This window comes from Cohnella rhizoplanae (assembly GCF_948329515.1).
In the GTDB taxonomy this organism is placed as follows: Bacteria; Bacillota; Bacilli; order Paenibacillales; family Paenibacillaceae; genus Cohnella; species Cohnella rhizoplanae.
Genome location: NZ_CAOJCN010000028.1, coordinates 1 through 17230, shown reverse-complemented (window position 1 = coordinate 17230; position 17230 = coordinate 1). Strand labels below are relative to the sequence as shown.

Below are 17230 nucleotides of genomic sequence, written 5' to 3'. Positions count from 1 at the left end.
ACCATACTCCTAGGCGGTTCGTCCCTATAATTCTTTCATTTTTGATAAAAAATATGAAAATCCGCCACCGCTAGCCAATTTGTCCGTCGCGTCCCGGGTTGCTTGGACGTCGTGCAGGATGCCGGACAGAATCTCCTGCTGGAACCGCGGCAGTCCCTGCGGGATGCGCGGCAGCGAAGCCAGCCGTTCGCCGTAGCCGAGCACGATGGAGGCGAGCGTCTCGAGCGCCCCCTTGCGGTAGATCGCCTGCAGGACAAGACGTTCCTGCAGCGGCTGATCTTCGGGCAGCGCCAGACTCTCCCGTCTCACCAGCGTCAGGAAGGCATTGCACCGCTCTTCGTTGAGATCCTCCCGCCAATCGGCCCAGTCGTCCGCCAGCTGCAGCGAAGCGAGCGCCAGCTCGACGGCCTCTTCCGTATCGCGAATCTGCTCCGGCAGTCCCGCGGACAGCAGAATCGCGGTTGCGCCCAGCTTCACCGGGGCCGACTTGCGCGCGAGCGCGCGAGGGTCACGCGGGTCCGCCCGCCGCAGGCCCTCCTCGGAGACGGCATTGCCCCACTCGGCCAGGTAAGTCCGGTAGTACGCCCAAAGGGGGGAATCCGGCGGAAAGCGGCGGGCGTAACGCTCGGTGAACAGCGCTTGCAGCAGCTGGCCGACCGCCAATGCGCGCCTGCCTTCCATACCTGCGTCGCCGCCGTCCATGACGTCGTCTAGCAGGAAGAAGTGGAGCATCGCGTATACGTTGCCCACCGCCAGATCGCGGCACAACGCGGGATCGGCCCCCGTCCGCTCTCCGATCCACGACGGCAGCATAAACGCGATATAATTGGACTTGCGGTCCCGATCCGTCGGCTCGGCCCGCTTGACCAGCCCGCGGATGGCGGCGCCCAGCGGCCCCGGGTAAGCATCCGCTCCAGCCGCGGCCTCCGCGAATATATTCCCGATCTCCCGCGCGACGTCCGGCTCGGCTTGTACGATCTTCATAGAAGAGTCCTCCTGTATGTAGGGCGCCGATCATCCGTAGTCGCGACATGCGGGCATAGCGGAGCGGAGGCGCGTTCAGTAGTTCTATCATACCGCAAGCCCCGCTACAATTCTGTAACTGCGCTCACAGATTCTAGAAATATTAAGTCGTTATTCCCATGTCTAAGAACCTATCATTCAGCGATCTCTGAGCACATAACCCGGCTGGACGTGTGACGGCTTGCAGTCCCGCGGCAGGCCGACGCGCGCAAGCTCCCGTGGCCCGGCCATCAAGATCAGGTTGGTTCCGGTCTCCCCGCCCCGTCCGGCCGCCGATATCGCGGTCGCGTAAGGAAAAACCGCCTGAAGCGTCGTCAGCATCGAGGCGACTCGCTTGTCCCCCTTGCCGCGTCCGATGACGTTCAGCAGCATCGCGCCGCCTTCCCGCAGCCGATCCCGCGCCAGGCGATAAAACTCCAGGGTCGCCAGATGAGGCGGCGTCCCTTCGGCTGTAAAGGCATCCACGACGACATAGTCGAGGCTGCCCGCCTCGGTTCCGGCGAGCAGCTCGCGTCCGTCACCGATTGCGACGCCATCGTGCGGGCAGCCGAAGTAGACGCGGCTCCATTCCACCACCAAGGCGTCGATCTCCGCCGCTCGAACCCGCTCGCTGCCGTAGTGCCTCGCGATCGTTCCCGCCCCGTGCCCGATGACGAACGCCTGTCCGAAGGACGGACGGATCGCGTCCATGAGGCCGACGAGCGCCCGCTGGTAGGCCAGCACGACGCGCGAGGGATCCTTCAGGTCGATCGCCCCTTGAACGGCTCCGTCCGCGAACTGCAGAATACGGAACTTGCCGAGCTCGCCGTACAGCTCCGTCGTATCGAAGACCCTCAATTCGCCGTACGGACTCTTCTCGTGCGCGATCAGCTGCATGGCGTACCGCCCCCCTTCCTCATCGTTGTCAGTTCCTCGATGGATTAAGTATACGGCGTTCTTCATTTTATTTTAAGGCTGGCGGCTTATAATGATCCGCATACATTCCGACGATCGAAGGTCAGTGACAACATGAGCGATCCGCAATTCTTCCCGCTCCGCACGGAGCGCCTGCTGCTGCGCCAAGTGACGGCGGAGGACGCCGAAGATCTGTACGCGTTGTGCGCGGACCCGCAGGTCAACCGCCTGCAGGACTGGCACGGCCCCGCCTCTGTCGCGGACGCCCGGGCGATCATCGAGAGCTGGCGCCAAGGCTACGCGGACAAGCGCGTCATCGCCTGGGGCGTAACGCTGCTGGGGCGGCAGCCGCTGATCGGCACCGTAACGCTGATGCCGACGCGGGGTAGCTTCGAGGACCTGCCGCGGTATCCGCTGGCGCTGGGCTACGAGCTGAAGCCGCGCTTCTGGAACCGCGGCATCACCTCGGAGGCGGTGCGTGCCGTCCTCGACTTCAGCCGCGCTCGCGTCGGACCGCACCGCGTCCAGGCCGAAGTCCACCCGGACAACGCGGCGTCGCTCCAGGTGCTGAAGAAGTTGGGCTTCCAGGAGGAAGGCCTGCTGAGGCATTACTTGATGCACGAGGCGACCCGGCAGTTCATGGACGTGATCATGCTTGCTTTGCTGTTCAACTAAGTGTTGGGCTGCTGACGTGTGGGCTGACGCGTCGACGGCGCCGTGGGCGGAGTGGTGGGCGGGCGTTAGTGACCGGATGCGCCTATCTCTCGCGGAAACCGCCTGGAGTGCGGGCGTTAGAGACCGGACGCGCTTATCTCCTCGCGGAAACGTCCCGGTGTACGGGCGTTAGTGCCCAGATGCGCTTATCTCTGGCGGAAACCGCCTGGCGCACGGGCGTTAGTGCCCAGATGCGCTTATCTCCTCGCGGAAACGGCCTGGAGCGCGGGCGTTAGTGCCCGGATGCACTTATCTCCTCGCGGAAACCGCCTGGAGCGCAGGCGTTAGTTCCCGGATGCGCTTATCTCCTCGCGGAAACCGCCTGGAGTGCGGGCGTTAGTGCCCGGATGCGCTTATCTCCTCGCGGAAACCGCCCAGCGCGCGGGCGTTAGTGCCCGGATGCACTTATCTCCTCGCGGGGACCGTCTGGCGCGCAGGCGTTAGTGTCCAAATGCGCTTATCTCCTCGCGGGGACCGCCTGGCGCGCAGGCGTTAGTGCCCAAATGTGCTTATCTCCTCGCGGAAACCGCCTGACGCACGGGCGTTAGTGCCCAAACGCGCTTATCTCCCGCACAGCGCGACGCCTCGGCTCCCCAATCCCGGCTCACTGGTCCCAGACCGCGATCAGGATGCGGTTGACGGCCCAGACGGCGAGCAGCGCGGCTGCGCCGGCGGGGCGTCCCGCAGCATATAGCGCGCCGGCGGCCAGGCAGAACACCGCGAGCTCGATCGCCAGCTTCAAGCTGCCGTCCAGCGGCACCGATGCCTTGGGAGACAGGAATGCGCCCCAGACGATGGCCGCCAGAATCGGCGCGCCAATGCCGAGCAGCCAGCGGAGCACCGGAGCGAGATCCGCCTTGAACCCCCAATAGCCCAGCGCCGCGAGCATCGCCAGCTCGAGCGCGAACCTCAATGCCAGATTCAGCATTCTCAAAATATCCATAAAAATCATCTCCGATCCATAAAACTAATATCATTAGTTTTATAATAACTAACAATATTAGTTTTGTAAACAAACAATCGCCGCGACTCCCTCTGCCTAAACAGGGGAAGAAGCGGCGCTGCCTAGAAATAGACTCGGGCTCGTATGCACAGGTCCTCAAACCCTCAAACCCTCTAACCCTCTAACCCTCCAACTTTCTCTTTACTCCCACCGCCGCGCGCTCGCGAACCTAGATCACCGGATCCGCATCGAACGTCCTGCCGCAGGAGGAACAGAACTTCGCTTCCAGCGGAGCGGTCTTGCCGCAGGCGCACTCCTTCTCGTCGGAGAGGGCGTTGATCTGCGCCTTGTTCTCTTGTATTTCGAGCTCGAGCGCGAGGATCCGGTCGTACTTGGGCTGCAGCTCGTAGGTCCCGGCCTCTGCGCGTCTGCCGACGGCAGCCTCAAATACCAGCTGCCCGATCTGCTGCTGGAGCTCCTCGATCTCTTTTCTTTTGGAGCTGTTCTGAAGCTTAAGACGATTCACGTCGACCAGAACCTTGGCTTTGTTGCCCGCATCGTTCAGTCCGGATTTGACTTTGTCCAGAAAACCCATCGGCACGGCCTCCTCTAATCTTGCTCGGACTTACGTCCATTGCTGCCAGTATACTATAATATGGGAGGAAGAGACGACATATGCCTCTAACTCCGGACGCGGAACGACCAATCTCGCGCGCCTTCGCGCCTCGCGGACTTTGTTCGCCAATATCGCTAGGCCTCCGGCGCTCTTCCTGATACACTCAGTATAGAGCGGGAGGAGGAACTTCTTTGGATCACGCATCCCCGAACCAATTCTTGCCTTACGATCAACTCTATTATCAATCGCCGACAGGTACGGCGTTTCTCTCCCCAGATGCGGCTGCTTGGCTGGGCGCCAACCCGGCGTTCTGCGGCATGCTCGGATATTCCGAAGCCGAGCTGCGGGACATTGCATATAAACGTCTTGTCGTTCATGCCGCCGATGAGCGCGCAGACCGTCTCTCGCTTCTTCTGAACGGCAGCCAGTCGAGCCTGGAGACGACGGAGACTTTCACGCGCAAGGACGGGTCGTCCGTCAGCGCCCGCCTTCATCTTTTTCCGATCCGAAACGAGGGCGTCCTCCGGAGCATCGCGGTTCAGGTCGTTGAAGTCTTGGGGACTGCGCCGGCCGAGTCGCTGTCCGAGGAGACGATCCTGCGGTTGGTCCTCGATCATGCGCAGGACCTGATCACCGTTTCCACGCCCGACGGCATCACCCGTTATGTATCCCCGGCGATTCAGTCGATCCTCGGTTACGACCCGGACGATCTCATCGGCCGCATGAATATCGAGCTGTACCATCCGGACGACATCAAGCTGCTGCAGGCGCAGACCTTCCGCGACATCGACGTGTTCGAATGCCGGGTTCGCCACCGAGAGGGACATTACCTCTGGTTCGAGACGACGTTCGAGATGCTGCGGACCGCGGACGGCCGGCTCGACAAGATCGTCGGCATCGGGCGCGACATCACCGCGCGCAAGAAATTCGAGGATAATCTAGCCGAGGCGCAGCGGCTGGCCCGGCTCGGCTCGTGGGAATGGGATATCGCAACGGGCCAATTCTCCTGCTCCGACGAGATGCACCGCCTATTCGACGCGCGGATCGACCGGCACCGGATCGATTTGGAAGCGTTTTTCGAATGCCTGCACCCCGACGACCGGAGCCGCATTCAGGCGAATCTTCAGGCTGCGCTCAAGGGCGGCGTTCACGAGTCGGACTTCCGGATCGTGACCCCCGAAGGGAACACGCGGCTGATCTATGCCCGCCTCCAGACCATCCCAGCGCCCGGCAGCGGCGAAGTCGGCCGCCTGCTCGGCACGGTACAGGATATTACCGAGCGCAGGCAGATGGAGGAGCAGCTCCGGGAGAGCGATCGGCAATACCGGCTCATCTCCGAGAACTCCATGGACCTGATCTCCCGCCATGCGGCCGACGACGCTATCCGGTTCCTGTACGCCTCGCCTTCCGCGAGCATCGTTTCCGGATACGATCCCGCGGAGTTGGTCGGCTCGTCCGCGCTGGATTATTTCCACCCGGACGACGTGAATCTGGTATCGAAGTATCTGCAACGCATTCGGGAACAAGAGAGTACGGCCACGGTCGCCTTCCGGTTCAGGCGCAAGGACGGCCGGTATATCTGGCTGGAAAGCACCTTCCGGTATATCTCCGACGATCCGGGCGGCGAGATCAAAGAGATCATCGCCATCTCCCGCGACGTCACGGCGCGCAAGGAAGCCCAGATGCTGCTCCAGGAGAGCGAGCAGCGCTACAAATCGCTGTTCGACTACAACCCGTCGAGCGTGTATTCGTTCGACCTGGAGGGCAGGTTCACCTCGCTTAACGAGCGCCTGGGGAATATGCTTGGGTATACGCGCGAGGAGTTGATGTCGGAGACGTTCGTTCCTTTCGTACATCCGACGGATCTGGCGCGTTCGCATGCCCATTTCAGACGCGCCGCGCAGGGAGAGCCGCAGAATTACGAAGCCGCCGCTCTACACAAGAATGGCTCGACGATCAACATTCACGTCACGAACGTGCCTATCATTGTGGAAGACCGCGTAGTGGGCGTGTACGGCATCGCCAACGACATCACCGAGCGCAAACGTCATATGGAGCAGATCGAGAAGCTAAGCTACGAGCACGCGCTGATCCTGAATTCGGTATCGGAGGGCATCTTCGGCGTCGACCGGGAAGGCCGGGGCATCTTTCTGAATCCGCCCGGCGCCCGCATGCTCGGCACCGAGCCTGAGCTTTTTGCGGGACGACCCTACCAGGAATCGGTTCACCATACCCGCGCGGACGGCAGCGGCTATGCGGAGGGCAAGTCCCCAATCCATCAGACGATCCTGGACGGACGGCCGCGCGCGGCGCGGGAGGAGATTTTCTGGCGGACGGACGGCTCCAGCTTCCTCGCCGACTATCGCGTGACGCCGATCACGGACCGGGGCGAGATCCGCGGCGCCGTCGTCGTGTGGCGCGACATTACGAGCGAAGTCGAGGTATTGAAGGCCAAGGAATCCGCCGAACGCGCGGACCATGCCAAGTCGGAGTTTCTCGCCATCATGAGCCACGAGCTGCGGACGCCGATGAACGGCATCATGGGCATGACCGACCTGCTCCTGGACACGCCGCTCTCGGAGACGCAGCGCGAATATGCGCAGATCGTCATGAACAGCAGCCACGATCTGCTCCGCATTTTGAACGACATCCTCGACTTCAGCAAGATCGAGGCCGGCAAGCTCGACTTCGAATGCGAGCCGATCTCGCCGCTCCAGTTGATGGAGTCCGTGCGCGAGTTGTTCGCGGGCAGAGCCGACGCCAAGGGGGTCGCCCTCGAGATGGAGATCGAGGACGGCACGCCGGCTAACGTGAGAGGCGACGCTGCGCGCATCCGGCAGGTGCTCGTCAATCTGGTCGGCAATGCGCTGAAATTCACCGACTCGGGCAGCGTCACCGTGAGACTGCGAAGGATGCGGCGAGAGGCGCTCGAGCCCTGCATGCTTGAATTCGAGGTGGCGGATACCGGCATTGGCATCCCCGCGGATAAGCTGGACCGGCTGTTCCATTCCTTCTCGCAGGTTCACCCGGCGATCAACCGCAAATATGGCGGCACGGGCCTCGGCCTCGCCATCTGCAAGCGGCTCGTCGAGCTCATGGGCGGCCGCATCGAGGTCGAGAGCGTGGAAGGCAGCGGCTCTAGATTCCGGTTCACGCTGCTGGCTGCGTGCGAGAAGCAAGGCCGGGAGGCGGACGCGAACTTGGCCGTGCCGGAGGGGCAACCGCATGTCGCGGATGGCGCGCAGCCGCATGCTCCGCCGAAGGCTCTGCGCATCCTGGTGGCGGAGGATCAGATGGTGAACATGACGCTGCTGCTGCGGATCCTCGAGAACCTGGGCTACGACGCGGACGCCGTCTACAGCGGCTCCGAAGCCGTCGAAGCCGCGGCCCGTACATCCTACGATCTGATCTTCATGGACATCCAAATGCCGGGCATGGACGGCATGGCCGCGGCGAAGCGCATTCGCGAGAGGGAAGCGGAGGGCGCCGGCCCGCGGATCGCGGCGGTCACCGCCTACGCGAGACCCGAGGACCGGGAGGCCTGCCTGGCCGCGGGCATGAACGACTACATCAGCAAGCCGCTGTCGCAGGCAGACGTGCAGCGGGTTCTGCAAGCGTGCGGAGCGGGCAGGATCGGGTGAATCGAGCGGCGTAGTCAGGTGATGTGGAAAAGAGAGGGAGCCGGCGAGCGGCTCCCTCTCTTTGTTGCGTCGAAACGACGCTGCGTCCGTCTTAGTAGAATGATATTCGTTTCACCTTCCTCTTGCTGATATCAAATGCACCTCTTCACGTGAACTGTTCCGTATAACCCGTGCTTTAATGAGCGGCAGTCACCTTAATCTCGTCGAGATTCGACGGTTTCGGCTGCTTCAAGGCAAGAAAAGCGACCAGAATGCCAAGCAGCGTCGTTGCGGCCGAGATCAGGAACGCGGTGTGGATAGCGGAGTTAAGATCCGCGGGTTGCATATGCTCGAGCGTGGAAGTTGTACCCAGACTTGTTGAGATCATCGCCATAATAACGGCTAAGCCAATAGCCCCGCCAATCTGCTGACCCGTCGAGATCAGCGCGGAGGCGACACCTTGCTCCTTCGGTTCAATGCCCGCGCTCCCCGCAATAAACATCGTCGTGAAGACAAGCGCCTGACCGATTCCGATAATTACGGTACCCGGGATCATTCCCCAAGCCGATCCGGTCTCAGATAATCCCGTCAGCATCAGGAATCCGATAACGCCTAGCCCCATGCCCGTCGCAATCGTACCTGCTACGCCTACCTTGGCGAGCATCGTATTGATCAACTTGGCGCCGACGAAGGCACTTAGTGTCAGCGGCAGGAAACTAAGTCCCGATTGAACTGCCGAATAATGCAGCACGCCTTGGGTATACAGCGTCAAGAAGTAATACAGCGAGCCGAACGAAGCCGAGAACAGGAAAGCTGTCAATGCAGCTCCCGTCAGATTGCGATTGCGGAACATCCGGAAGGAAATGAGCGGCTCCTTGGACCGTTTTTCAATACCAGCGAAAGCAAGCAACAACATTGCGCCGATCAAAGCAAACGGAAGTGTCGATGCGCTGGCCCAGCCTGCGACCGGAGCTTGAATCAGATAATAAACAACAAGCAGCAATCCTGCTGTTACCGATATCGTGCCCGCCGCATCATAATGCTTGGCACCTGCCGGCACCTCGCTCTCAGTTAGTACGAACGGTGCGAGGATAACCACGGCAAGCGCGATTGGCACGTTGACCAAGAAGGTCGATTCCCATCCGATGTAACTTGTCAGCACCCCGCCGAGCAGCAGGCCAAGCGACATGCCTACACCGCCCATCGATGCCCAGATGCCCATCGCTCGGTTGCGCTCCGGTCCTTCATTGAAGTTCGACATGATCAGCGACAAGGTGGCTGGAGACAGCAGCGCGCCGCCTAGTCCTTGCAGAGCTCTAGCTAAGATTAACATCAGCTGTGATTCTGCCAATCCCCCGAGCAGCGAACCGAGTCCAAAGAGGCCCATCGCGATCATAAACATGCGCCTTCTCCCCATTAGATCGGATAAGCGGCCGCCAATAAGGAGGAAGCCACCGAAGGCAAGAGAATAGGCGCTGACAACCCACTGCAGATGATTGGCCGAGAACCCGAGCTCATTGCCCAGCGACGGCATCGCAACGAAGATAATCGTGTAGTCCAGCGCCATGACCAACTGCGAGACCGCTAGGATGAATAGCGCTAAACCTTTATATTTGGTTGCACTCATGATCTATTCCCCTTTTCTGCAGACCAACATGCCTGCGTTCCGATTCATTTTTTGACCATTCGTTCTAGTTTGAGCAAAAAGGAATGAAGCACCTTGCGACGCTTCATTCTTGTTCCAATACGGACAGTGTAACTGCCGTGATTTGCTCGATGACAAGCGGATCGTCCGTCAATTTGGCCACCTGTGTCAGTCCATACCGCGCATGGTACAGATACCGCGCCAGCGCCCGCATATCTCGGTTCGCGCTGAATTCGCCATGCTGCTGACCTCGTACCAGCGCCTCGTAGAGCGCCTCTTCCAACCGGAGTTTGTCCCGTTCGAACAGTTCGGCGATCTCCGGATCATGCGGAACCTGGTCAATCGCGCTATAGAGAATGAAGCATTCCTTGCGGCGCTGTTCATCCCTTAATGTGTCTCCGATTACGAGGAAGATATCGGCGATGGCTTTCTTCACTGGCGTCGTCTCCGCCAAATAAGCGACAACCGCGGAGGACTTCTCGTCGACGTAGTGCTTGACAGCCTTTAGAAACAGATCCCGTTTCGTGCCATACGTATCATACATACTTTGGCGGGCAATGCCCAGGCCGTCGAGCAGCAGCTGCATGGAGGTGCCTTCATAACCATAGTGCCCGAATACCTCCATCGCCTTGTGCAGCACGAGGTTCGTATCAAATTCCTTGCTTCTTGCCACATGGAAAACCGCCTTTCTCCTCTTCTATGCTACCGATATTAGAACGTTCAGTCAAGAAGAGGCGAACCCTAGGCTTAAGGGACTTACTTCCGTTCGTCATGCAATGGGTTACTCCGAGAAACGCACCGCATCGTTCACGCTGCCTACCGACTCAATCGCCACTAGCGGATTCCAGAAATCCCGGTAGCGCGTGATCATGCCATTCTTCGTCTCCACGACGCTGATGTAGGTTTGGTTGTACGGGTTGCCCGTTTCGCGGTGCTTGCCGAACGACTTGAACTCGGCGACCACCAGCTCAGGGTCCACTGTCAGGTGAAACTCAAGATCCGTAAACTCAACTTCAAAGTGTTTCGGGAAGTTCTGCATGTAATCGTACAGCTCCGCCTTGCCTTCTTTGCGATCCGGGAAGCCCGCTGGACCATAAGGGAACTCCAGAACCCCGTTCTCTTCCCACAGGTCTACCCATGCTTTAATGTCTCCACCGGAGAGGTGCTTTAGGTGGTTGCGGAAGGCTTGCTGCGCTCTTTCGCGTACTGCTTCTACTTCTTGCGTCATGGTTTGGTTTGTCATGGTTGACTCCTCCAGTGAGTTGGTTTTTTTAATTAGATCATTCAGTCCGGAATTTTCAAAAAAATATTCGTTTTACCGTACCTCTTCTTCATCACTTCCTATTTTCATCCACTCATCCTACCTTTTTCCGCTGCCTCCTTTTATTTTTGACTATTTGATCTAAAATCATCATAGCATTTCCAGAACGTTTGGTCAATAATCATTTTTCTCTTTTTCCTTTCTTGTAAGACCAGATTTCCTTTACCGCCTCTGCCACAATCTCATATGACCGCAAGCGAGCCTGATGATCGTAAATATGGCTGGTGATGATGAATTCATCCGCTTCCTGTTCTTATGTCATCCGTTCTATGAAAACAGGCTCTTGTCGATTGCCTGCAACAAGAGCCTAGTCGACAGTCCCTCCGATCCGCCTCCCTAGCCCGCCGCCGCTCAGAGCGGCAGGTCTCTTCGCTTGAACAGCGCCGTGGCGGCCGCGAAGGACGCGAGCCCGATCGCCGCGAGCAGCGCGAAGCCGAGCGCGGGGAATGCGCCGCCGCCCGCGATCTCGCCCGGCCGGTAGAGGGAGAAGATCGACAAGTCGCGCATCCAGGCGATGCTGTCGGCGAGCTTGCCCAGCAGATCGAGGCTGTAGAAGCCGAATACGATCAGGCCCGAGATGCCGAGCGCCTTCTTCTCGTCGTTGGAGACGGCGGAGACGAGGAACGCGATGCCGCCGACGGCAAAGAACAGCAGGAAGGCCGCGGCGTTGAGCACGGCGAAGCTGCCGGCGTCGAAGGCATAGCGGTCGCTCAGCAGCCAGGCCTTGCCCGCGAAGCCCGCCAGCGTCGTCGCGCCCATGATGATGAGCAGGCCGGAGACCAGGACGCAAGCCTGGGTGAGCGCGATCCGGACGCGCGTCGTCGGCGTGGACAGCAGGTAGGCCATGGCGCCGCGGTCCACCAATCGCGCCATCAGCTGCGTCGACAGCTGGACGCTGACGATAGCCAGGATGAGGACGAGGATGAGTCCGTAATACTCGCCCGAGATAAAAGCCTCGGCGCTGTCGAACCCGCTCAGGCTGAAGGCTCTGCCCACGCCCGCCGGCATCGTCGCGACTATGTCGTCGAGGGCCGCCGTATTCTGGGCGATCCCCGGATAGAGCCAGAACATGAGCAGAATGTAAAAGGCGGAGCCGAAGGCGTAATTAAGGATACCCTTGAGGTTGACGCGCATCATCTGTTTGTACAGTGCCACGCTCATCCCTTCGCCCCCCTCCGGTCGTAATATTCCATGAAGATATCCTCGAGATTCTGCGTGAATACGTCGATATTGCGCACCCGGCGTCTCGCCGTCTCCTCCGCGAAGCGGCCGTAATCGCCCTGTACCGCGACCCGCACGCGATTGCCCTCGCGCGACTCGACCGCAAGGCCCGCGGCCGCGAAGGCGCTCGCTTCCTCCTCCGTCTCGAACGTCACCTCGAACAGCTTGCGCTGCATGCGCTGCAGCTCGCGGATGTCCGCGATCGTCACGATGGCGCCGTCCCTGATGATCGCCGCGCGGTCGCAAGTCCGCTCGATCTCCGGGAAGCTGTGCGAGGACATGAGGAAGGTCTTGCCCTTGGCCTTCTCCTCGAGCACGAGTTCGACGAACACCTTCTGCATCAGCGGATCCAGCCCGGACGTCGGTTCGTCCAGGATGACGACCTCCGGATCGTGCATAAGCGAGGCCACGATGCCGACCTTCTGCTTCATGCCCTTGGACATCTTGCGGATGGGCGTATTCGCGTCGAACTGCAGCCGCTCGATCAGCGCCTCTCTTCTCCTGCGGTCTTGGGCCCGCTGCATGCCGGAGAGAAAGTCGAGGAAGCCGCGGCCGGTCATCCCCTCGATGAAGGCGATCTCGCCGGGCAGGTAGCCGATCGCGGATTGCACCTTCCCCTGCGACAGCCAGGTATCCAGCCCGTTCACGGTCGCCCTGCCGGCGTCCGGCTTCATGAAGCCCATGATATGGCGGATCGTCGTCGACTTGCCCGCGCCGTTCGGTCCCAGGAACCCGAATACCTCCCCGCGCCGAACCTCGAAGGACACGTCTTTAATGCCTTTCCCATTCGCAAAAGTCTTGGTCAGATGCTCCACCGTCAGCATAACGGCGCCCCCAGTCAATGGTTTGTGAAATATACGAACACTAATATTTCATATGTTATACTAGACCCGGTTGATGCCTCCGTCAACATTATTATGAAATTATTGATAATAAATATTTCATTAATTTAGCCGGCTCGGCGGAATAGGGGCATGGGACATGAACGGGTTCGAGAAAAGAGCGCTGCAAATCAAGGAGAAAATACGGCGCGCCACGATGGAGATGCTCCGCGAATCGGGCCCGGGCAAGCTGCGGATCGCCGACCTCGCCAGACGCGCGGAGGTCTCTCAGGTCACCATTTACAACTACTTCGGCAGCAAGGAAGCGCTCGTCCGCGACGTATTCAAGGCGTATATGGGCCGGGCGGTCGACGGCTTCGAGGCATTTATGAACGAGGGCCGCCCGATGCGCGAGAAAATCGAGCATATCCTGCGGCTGGAGAAGGAAGCCTATCGCGACTTCCCGCCCGGCCTGATCAAGGAGATGCTGGCGGAGGACGCGGAGCTCGCCGCCTACATCGAGACGATGTACAAGGAAAAGACCGTGCCATGGACCGTACGCATCATCGAGGAAGGGAAGGCGTCCGGGGAGATCTCGGAACGCGTGAGCGCCGCGCACGTGCTGGCTTTTATCCAGCTGTACATGAACCAGTACCAGACGCTGCTCGATATGGCCGAGCGGAGCGAGGACAAGGACGACTTCCTCGAGGGCATGGTCCATATGTTCTTCTACGGCATCTGCGGGAGGGAATAGGGAAGGCCGCGGGCTCCTCGCGCTCGATTGACGAATCGGCACCCGTTGGCGGATGATACTCGTATTGTCTAGACTCGCCAGGCCGCTATGGCTTGAAAGGAGCCGATGGAATTGAACCCCGTTAAGGTCATGCTCGTGGACGATGAAGTGCTAGCGATCGAGCATATGAAAAGTCTGATCTCGTGGGAAGCGCTCGGCTACGAGATCGTCTGCTCGGCGACGAGGTCGTCGCAGGTGCCCGAGCTGGCCCGCAAGCATCGTCCCGATCTCGTCATCATGGATATCGTCATGCCCGGACAAGACGGCCTGGCGCTCAGCAAGACGCTGCTTGCGGAAGGCACGGCGCTCAAGATCGTACTGCTGACCTCGTACAAGGAGTTCGAGTACGCGAAGGAAGCCGTCCGGCTCGGCGTCGCCAGCTACTGGGTGAAGCACGAAATGGATGCCGATACGTTCAGCCGGGAGCTCGGCGGCCTGCGCGAGGAGATCGTGCTGGCCCGCCGGGAACAGCAGAGCGGCCGGGAGCGGCTGTTGGTCGACTGGCTGGGCGGCCGGGAGCTGTCGGACGCCGGATGGCGGACGGCGACGGACGGGCGATGCGACGCCTTTGACCGCTGGCAGCTCGTCGTCCTCCGGCCCGACCGGCCGCCTTTCTCGCTTCCGGGGATGCCGGCGCCTCCGCCGCTGCCCGCCGCATGGCCCGATTCGGACGATCCCGGGCTGTTGGCCGCCCTTCCCTTTCTGGAGGAGTACTTCGTGCTCCTCTACGGGGACATCGGCGCGCGCGGCGAAGGACGCCTGCGCGAGACGGCCGAATCGCGGGCGGTCGAGGCGACGGCCGCGCTGGAGCGGATGACGGGCGGCACGGTGTCCGCAGCTTCCGCTCACGGGCTGCCGGACCGGATCGCCGCGCCCGGGCGGCTCGCCGAAGGCCTGAGGCGGCTGGGACTGTCCGTTTATCATGGCCCCCGGCAGCTATACAGGCTGAACGAGCCGCTGCCCGCGCCAACGCCAACGCCAACGCCGACGGTTGGAACGGCCGGGCACTTCGACTGGAGCGAGGGGCTCGCCTCCGTCCGCGCCTTGCTGCAGGAAGGCCGGTACGCGGAGGCCGCGCTCGGGTTGTCCGGGCTGTTCGCGCAGGCGCGCGTCGCGATGGACGTCCCCGGACTGTCCGAGCTGTGCCGCCAGCTCGCCGCCGCGATAGCCCGCTGCCGGGCGCAGCTCGGTCTGCCGGAGCCGGCGGAGGCGCACGATGCGGCGGCTTGGACGTCGGTGCCGGCCATCGAGGCCGCCTTCGCCGCGCGTATCGCCGAGCTGGATGCGGCAGCCGGCGCGCCGGCCGCCTCGCGCAAAGTCCGCGCGGCGATCGCGTACCTGGAGCGGCACTACGCCGATCCGGATATCGGCGCGGACGCCGTCGCCGGCCATCTGGGCATCAGCCGCGACCATCTCCGGCACGTCTTCAAGGAGGAGACCGGCCATACGGTACTGGACCGGCTGACCGAGATCCGCATGGACCAGGCCAAGCGGCTGCTCGCGGACGGCGCGCTCAAGATCTACGAGATCGCGGAGCGGGTCGGCTACCGCAACGGCCAATATTTCAGCCAGGTGTTCCGCAAACAGACGGGCATGAACCCGCACGAATACACGGAGAAACGCAGGTGAGCGCCGCATGCGCATGAAGATCCGCACCAAGATCCTGGCGAGCGCCGCGCTCGTCGTCTCGCTGTCGCTCGCCCTGAGCGGCTTCTTTATTTACGACTACGCCCGGGACATTATCCGCGATCAGTCGATCAAGGACAGCCGGACGAAGCTCGCGCAGATTTCCTTTCAACTGGGGAAGATCCAGGAGCAGGTGTCCAAGACGGCGGAGTACATCGTCTCCGACGAGGAGATCGCGGGGCAGGTGTACGCCGAGCCCGATGGCAGCATCGAGGTCGACTACTTCCGCAAGCAGGCGGTGCAGGAAAAGCTGGGACGGTTCGTCGCGCTCGGCAACTTCATCCTGAACGTGCTGGTCGTCTCGCCGGACGGCGAGACCTACTCCAACTTCAGCGGCTACGAGGATTATTTTCAGGATTACTTGAAGCAGGACTGGTTCGTGGATTTGAAAAACGAGCGGAGCGCCTACAGCAAGCCCCACTCCTTCTTCTTCATCAGCGGTCAGCGCCAGGTCGTGAGCTACGTGCTGAAATATCGCCCCATCGGCATCAACGCCGCGGCGGACAGCTACTTGATCATCGACGTCGCCTATTCGGAGCTCGCCAACGTGTTCCTCCAGAGCGCGCGGGACTTCGAGCAGATCGAGCTGTACACCGGCCAGGGCGCGCTGCTGTTCGCCGCGAACGAGGATCCGCCGCCGGCGGACCGCGACTTCATGGCGCGCGCGCTGGGCGGGGACGCGGATTATGCCGAGGACGCACGCCGCATCGCGCTGGCCGACGACGGCATGAACCATGGCTGGCGCCAAACGGCGCTCATCTCCAAGCAGACGCTGTTCGAGAAAATCAACCGGATTTTCTACTTCTACGTCTTCATCATCCTCTCCGGCATCGTCGCGTCCATGATCGTCATGCTCCCGATCATCGTAGGCCTGACCCGGCCGCTCGTACGGCTGACGAACGCGATGAAGCGCGTGGCCGTCGGCGATCTCGGCACGTCGGTCGACATCCGCAGCGGGGACGAGCTGGAGATTCTGGGCGGCGGCTTCAACCGGATGGTCGGCGACCTGAAGGAGAAGATCGAGGACTCCGTCCGCAGCGAAGCGGACAAGCGCCAGATGCAGATCGACCTGCTCATGGCGCAGATCAATCCGCACTTTTTGTACAATGCGCTCAATACGGTCATCTACCTGTCCCACGCCGGACGCAGCGCCGAAGCCGCCGAGGTGACCCAGGCGCTCATCGCGATCCTGCAGGACACGATCAAGACGGGTGAAGGCGCCGTGCGCGCGCCGCTCGCCGACGAGAAGCGGATCGTCGACAAATACGCGGTCATCCAGCAGACCCGGTACCCGGGACGCTTCCGCCTGGTATGGGAGATCGATGACGCCCTCCTCTCCCGCTCGGTCCCCCGGATGGCGCTGCAGCCGCTCGTCGAAAACGCGATTCTGCACGGCATCGTCCCCTCCGACGCGGACACCGGCACGATCGCGCTGCGCGCCTACAGGGACGGCGCCGAGCTCTGCCTGGAGGTCGAGGACGACGGCCTCGGGATGACGCTGCCGGCGGACGACTGGCTGCCGCGCGGCGGCGCCGGGCACGAGCGGACGCGCGGGATCGGCCTGTCGAATATCCAGGAGCGGCTGCGCTCGCACTTCGGCGCCGCTGCGCGGCTCGAGGTGGAGAGCGAGCCTGGACGCGGCACGCTCGCCCGTATCCGGCTGCCTTGGACGGAGCCGGACTGACGACGCGCGGTGGCGCGCGGGGCTTGGCTTGCGGCGTTAATGCCAAATTGCACTTATCGACACCGTCCGGAGCGGCGCAGATGCGGCGTTAATGCCTAATTGCACTTATCGGCACCGTCAGAAGCGTCGCAGATGTGGCGTTAGTGCCAAATCTATTTAGCCCCCTAATCCCTTTGGACACTTTCTCCGACTCGAATTAAACTATAAAGAGCGGAGGAAATGTCGGTGAAAAGACGTTTTTACGGAACG

14 protein-coding genes are annotated in these 17230 nt (G+C 61.2%); 5 read left to right on the top strand and 9 right to left on the bottom strand.

Annotated features, from left to right (window positions below; all coding sequences use genetic code 11):
* Nucleotides 1-24: 24 nt before the first annotated feature.
* Together PQG80_RS25595 and PQG80_RS25590 are read right to left on the bottom strand one after the other, a co-directional pair.
* Nucleotides 25-984: a hypothetical protein gene (locus tag PQG80_RS25595; protein ID WP_271754543.1), complete on the bottom strand. Its 960-nt coding sequence runs from the start codon at nucleotides 982-984 to the stop codon at nucleotides 25-27.
* Nucleotides 985-1161: 177 nt separating this feature from the next.
* Nucleotides 1162-1899, bottom strand: a complete 738-nt coding sequence (locus PQG80_RS25590) for a spermidine synthase (RefSeq protein WP_271754542.1) — start codon at nucleotides 1897-1899, stop codon at nucleotides 1162-1164.
* 132 nt (nucleotides 1900-2031) lie between these two features.
* Between PQG80_RS25590 and PQG80_RS25585 the strand changes: the two genes are divergently transcribed.
* On the top strand, nucleotides 2032-2592 hold the full coding sequence (locus PQG80_RS25585) for a GNAT family N-acetyltransferase (protein ID WP_271754541.1): 561 nt from the start codon (nucleotides 2032-2034) through the stop codon (nucleotides 2590-2592).
* A gap of 643 nt (nucleotides 2593-3235) precedes the next feature.
* Here PQG80_RS25585 and PQG80_RS25580 read toward each other — a convergent pair.
* Complete coding sequence (locus PQG80_RS25580) at nucleotides 3236-3574, bottom strand: YrdB family protein (RefSeq protein WP_271754539.1); 339 nt, start codon at nucleotides 3572-3574, stop codon at nucleotides 3236-3238.
* A 229-nt stretch (nucleotides 3575-3803) separates the two neighbouring features.
* Entirely contained in the window at nucleotides 3804-4169 is a 366-nt protein-coding gene (locus tag PQG80_RS25575) for a zinc ribbon domain-containing protein (protein WP_271754537.1), read from the bottom strand.
* 212 nt (nucleotides 4170-4381) lie between these two features.
* Between PQG80_RS25575 and PQG80_RS25570 the strand changes: the two genes are divergently transcribed.
* Entirely contained in the window at nucleotides 4382-7831 is a 3450-nt protein-coding gene (locus PQG80_RS25570; protein WP_271754536.1) for a PAS domain S-box protein, read from the top strand.
* Nucleotides 7832-8006: 175 nt separating this feature from the next.
* On the opposite strand, the gene PQG80_RS25565 is transcribed toward PQG80_RS25570, so the two are convergent.
* The 5 genes from PQG80_RS25565 to PQG80_RS25545 form a co-directional block, all read right to left on the bottom strand.
* On the bottom strand, nucleotides 8007-9437 hold the full coding sequence (locus PQG80_RS25565) for an MFS transporter (RefSeq protein ID WP_271754535.1): 1431 nt from the start codon (nucleotides 9435-9437) through the stop codon (nucleotides 8007-8009).
* Nucleotides 9438-9540: 103 nt separating this feature from the next.
* Entirely contained in the window at nucleotides 9541-10128 is a 588-nt protein-coding gene (locus PQG80_RS25560) for a TetR/AcrR family transcriptional regulator (protein ID WP_271754534.1), read from the bottom strand.
* Between the two features lie 108 nt (nucleotides 10129-10236).
* The gene (locus PQG80_RS25555; protein ID WP_271754533.1) at nucleotides 10237-10698 is read right to left on the bottom strand and encodes a nuclear transport factor 2 family protein; all 462 of its coding nucleotides are present in this window, start codon (nucleotides 10696-10698) and stop codon (nucleotides 10237-10239) included.
* A 429-nt stretch (nucleotides 10699-11127) separates the two neighbouring features.
* Nucleotides 11128-11937, bottom strand: coding sequence for an ABC transporter permease subunit (locus tag PQG80_RS25550; RefSeq protein WP_271754532.1), 810 nt, complete (start codon nucleotides 11935-11937; stop codon nucleotides 11128-11130).
* Nucleotides 11934-12821, bottom strand: coding sequence for an ABC transporter ATP-binding protein (locus PQG80_RS25545; RefSeq protein WP_271754531.1), 888 nt, complete (start codon nucleotides 12819-12821; stop codon nucleotides 11934-11936). Before PQG80_RS25545 ends, PQG80_RS25550 begins: the two co-directional genes overlap by 4 nt.
* A 157-nt stretch (nucleotides 12822-12978) precedes the next feature.
* Between PQG80_RS25545 and PQG80_RS25540 the strand changes: the two genes are divergently transcribed.
* The 3 genes from PQG80_RS25540 (at nucleotide 12979) to PQG80_RS25530 (ending at nucleotide 16981) form a co-directional block, all read left to right on the top strand.
* Complete coding sequence (locus tag PQG80_RS25540) at nucleotides 12979-13572, top strand: TetR/AcrR family transcriptional regulator (protein ID WP_271754530.1); 594 nt, start codon at nucleotides 12979-12981, stop codon at nucleotides 13570-13572.
* 111 nt (nucleotides 13573-13683) lie between these two features.
* Nucleotides 13684-15240: a helix-turn-helix domain-containing protein gene (locus PQG80_RS25535; protein ID WP_271754529.1), complete on the top strand. Its 1557-nt coding sequence runs from the start codon at nucleotides 13684-13686 to the stop codon at nucleotides 15238-15240.
* 7 nt (nucleotides 15241-15247) lie between these two features.
* Nucleotides 15248-16981 (top strand): sensor histidine kinase, encoded by a 1734-nt coding sequence (locus PQG80_RS25530; protein ID WP_271754528.1) that lies wholly within the window; start codon nucleotides 15248-15250, stop codon nucleotides 16979-16981.
* Nucleotides 16982-17230: the final 249 nt, after the last annotated feature.

Coding starts and splice junctions, on each gene's coding strand:
- PQG80_RS25595 (WP_271754543.1), bottom strand. CDS start 984: ATGAAGATCGTACAAGCCGAGCCGGACGTCGCGCGGGAGATCGGGAAT.
- PQG80_RS25590 (WP_271754542.1), bottom strand. CDS start 1,899: ATGCAGCTGATCGCGCACGAGAAGAGTCCGTACGGCGAATTGAGGGTC.
- PQG80_RS25585 (WP_271754541.1), top strand. CDS start 2,032: ATGAGCGATCCGCAATTCTTCCCGCTCCGCACGGAGCGCCTGCTGCTG.
- PQG80_RS25580 (WP_271754539.1), bottom strand. CDS start 3,574: ATGGATATTTTGAGAATGCTGAATCTGGCATTGAGGTTCGCGCTCGAG.
- PQG80_RS25575 (WP_271754537.1), bottom strand. CDS start 4,169: ATGGGTTTTCTGGACAAAGTCAAATCCGGACTGAACGATGCGGGCAAC.
- PQG80_RS25565 (WP_271754535.1), bottom strand. CDS start 9,437: ATGAGTGCAACCAAATATAAAGGTTTAGCGCTATTCATCCTAGCGGTC.
- PQG80_RS25555 (WP_271754533.1), bottom strand. CDS start 10,698: ATGACAAACCAAACCATGACGCAAGAAGTAGAAGCAGTACGCGAAAGA.
- PQG80_RS25550 (WP_271754532.1), bottom strand. CDS start 11,937: ATGAGCGTGGCACTGTACAAACAGATGATGCGCGTCAACCTCAAGGGT.
- PQG80_RS25545 (WP_271754531.1), bottom strand. CDS start 12,821: ATGCTGACGGTGGAGCATCTGACCAAGACTTTTGCGAATGGGAAAGGC.
- PQG80_RS25540 (WP_271754530.1), top strand. CDS start 12,979: ATGAACGGGTTCGAGAAAAGAGCGCTGCAAATCAAGGAGAAAATACGG.
- PQG80_RS25530 (WP_271754528.1), top strand. CDS start 15,248: ATGCGCATGAAGATCCGCACCAAGATCCTGGCGAGCGCCGCGCTCGTC.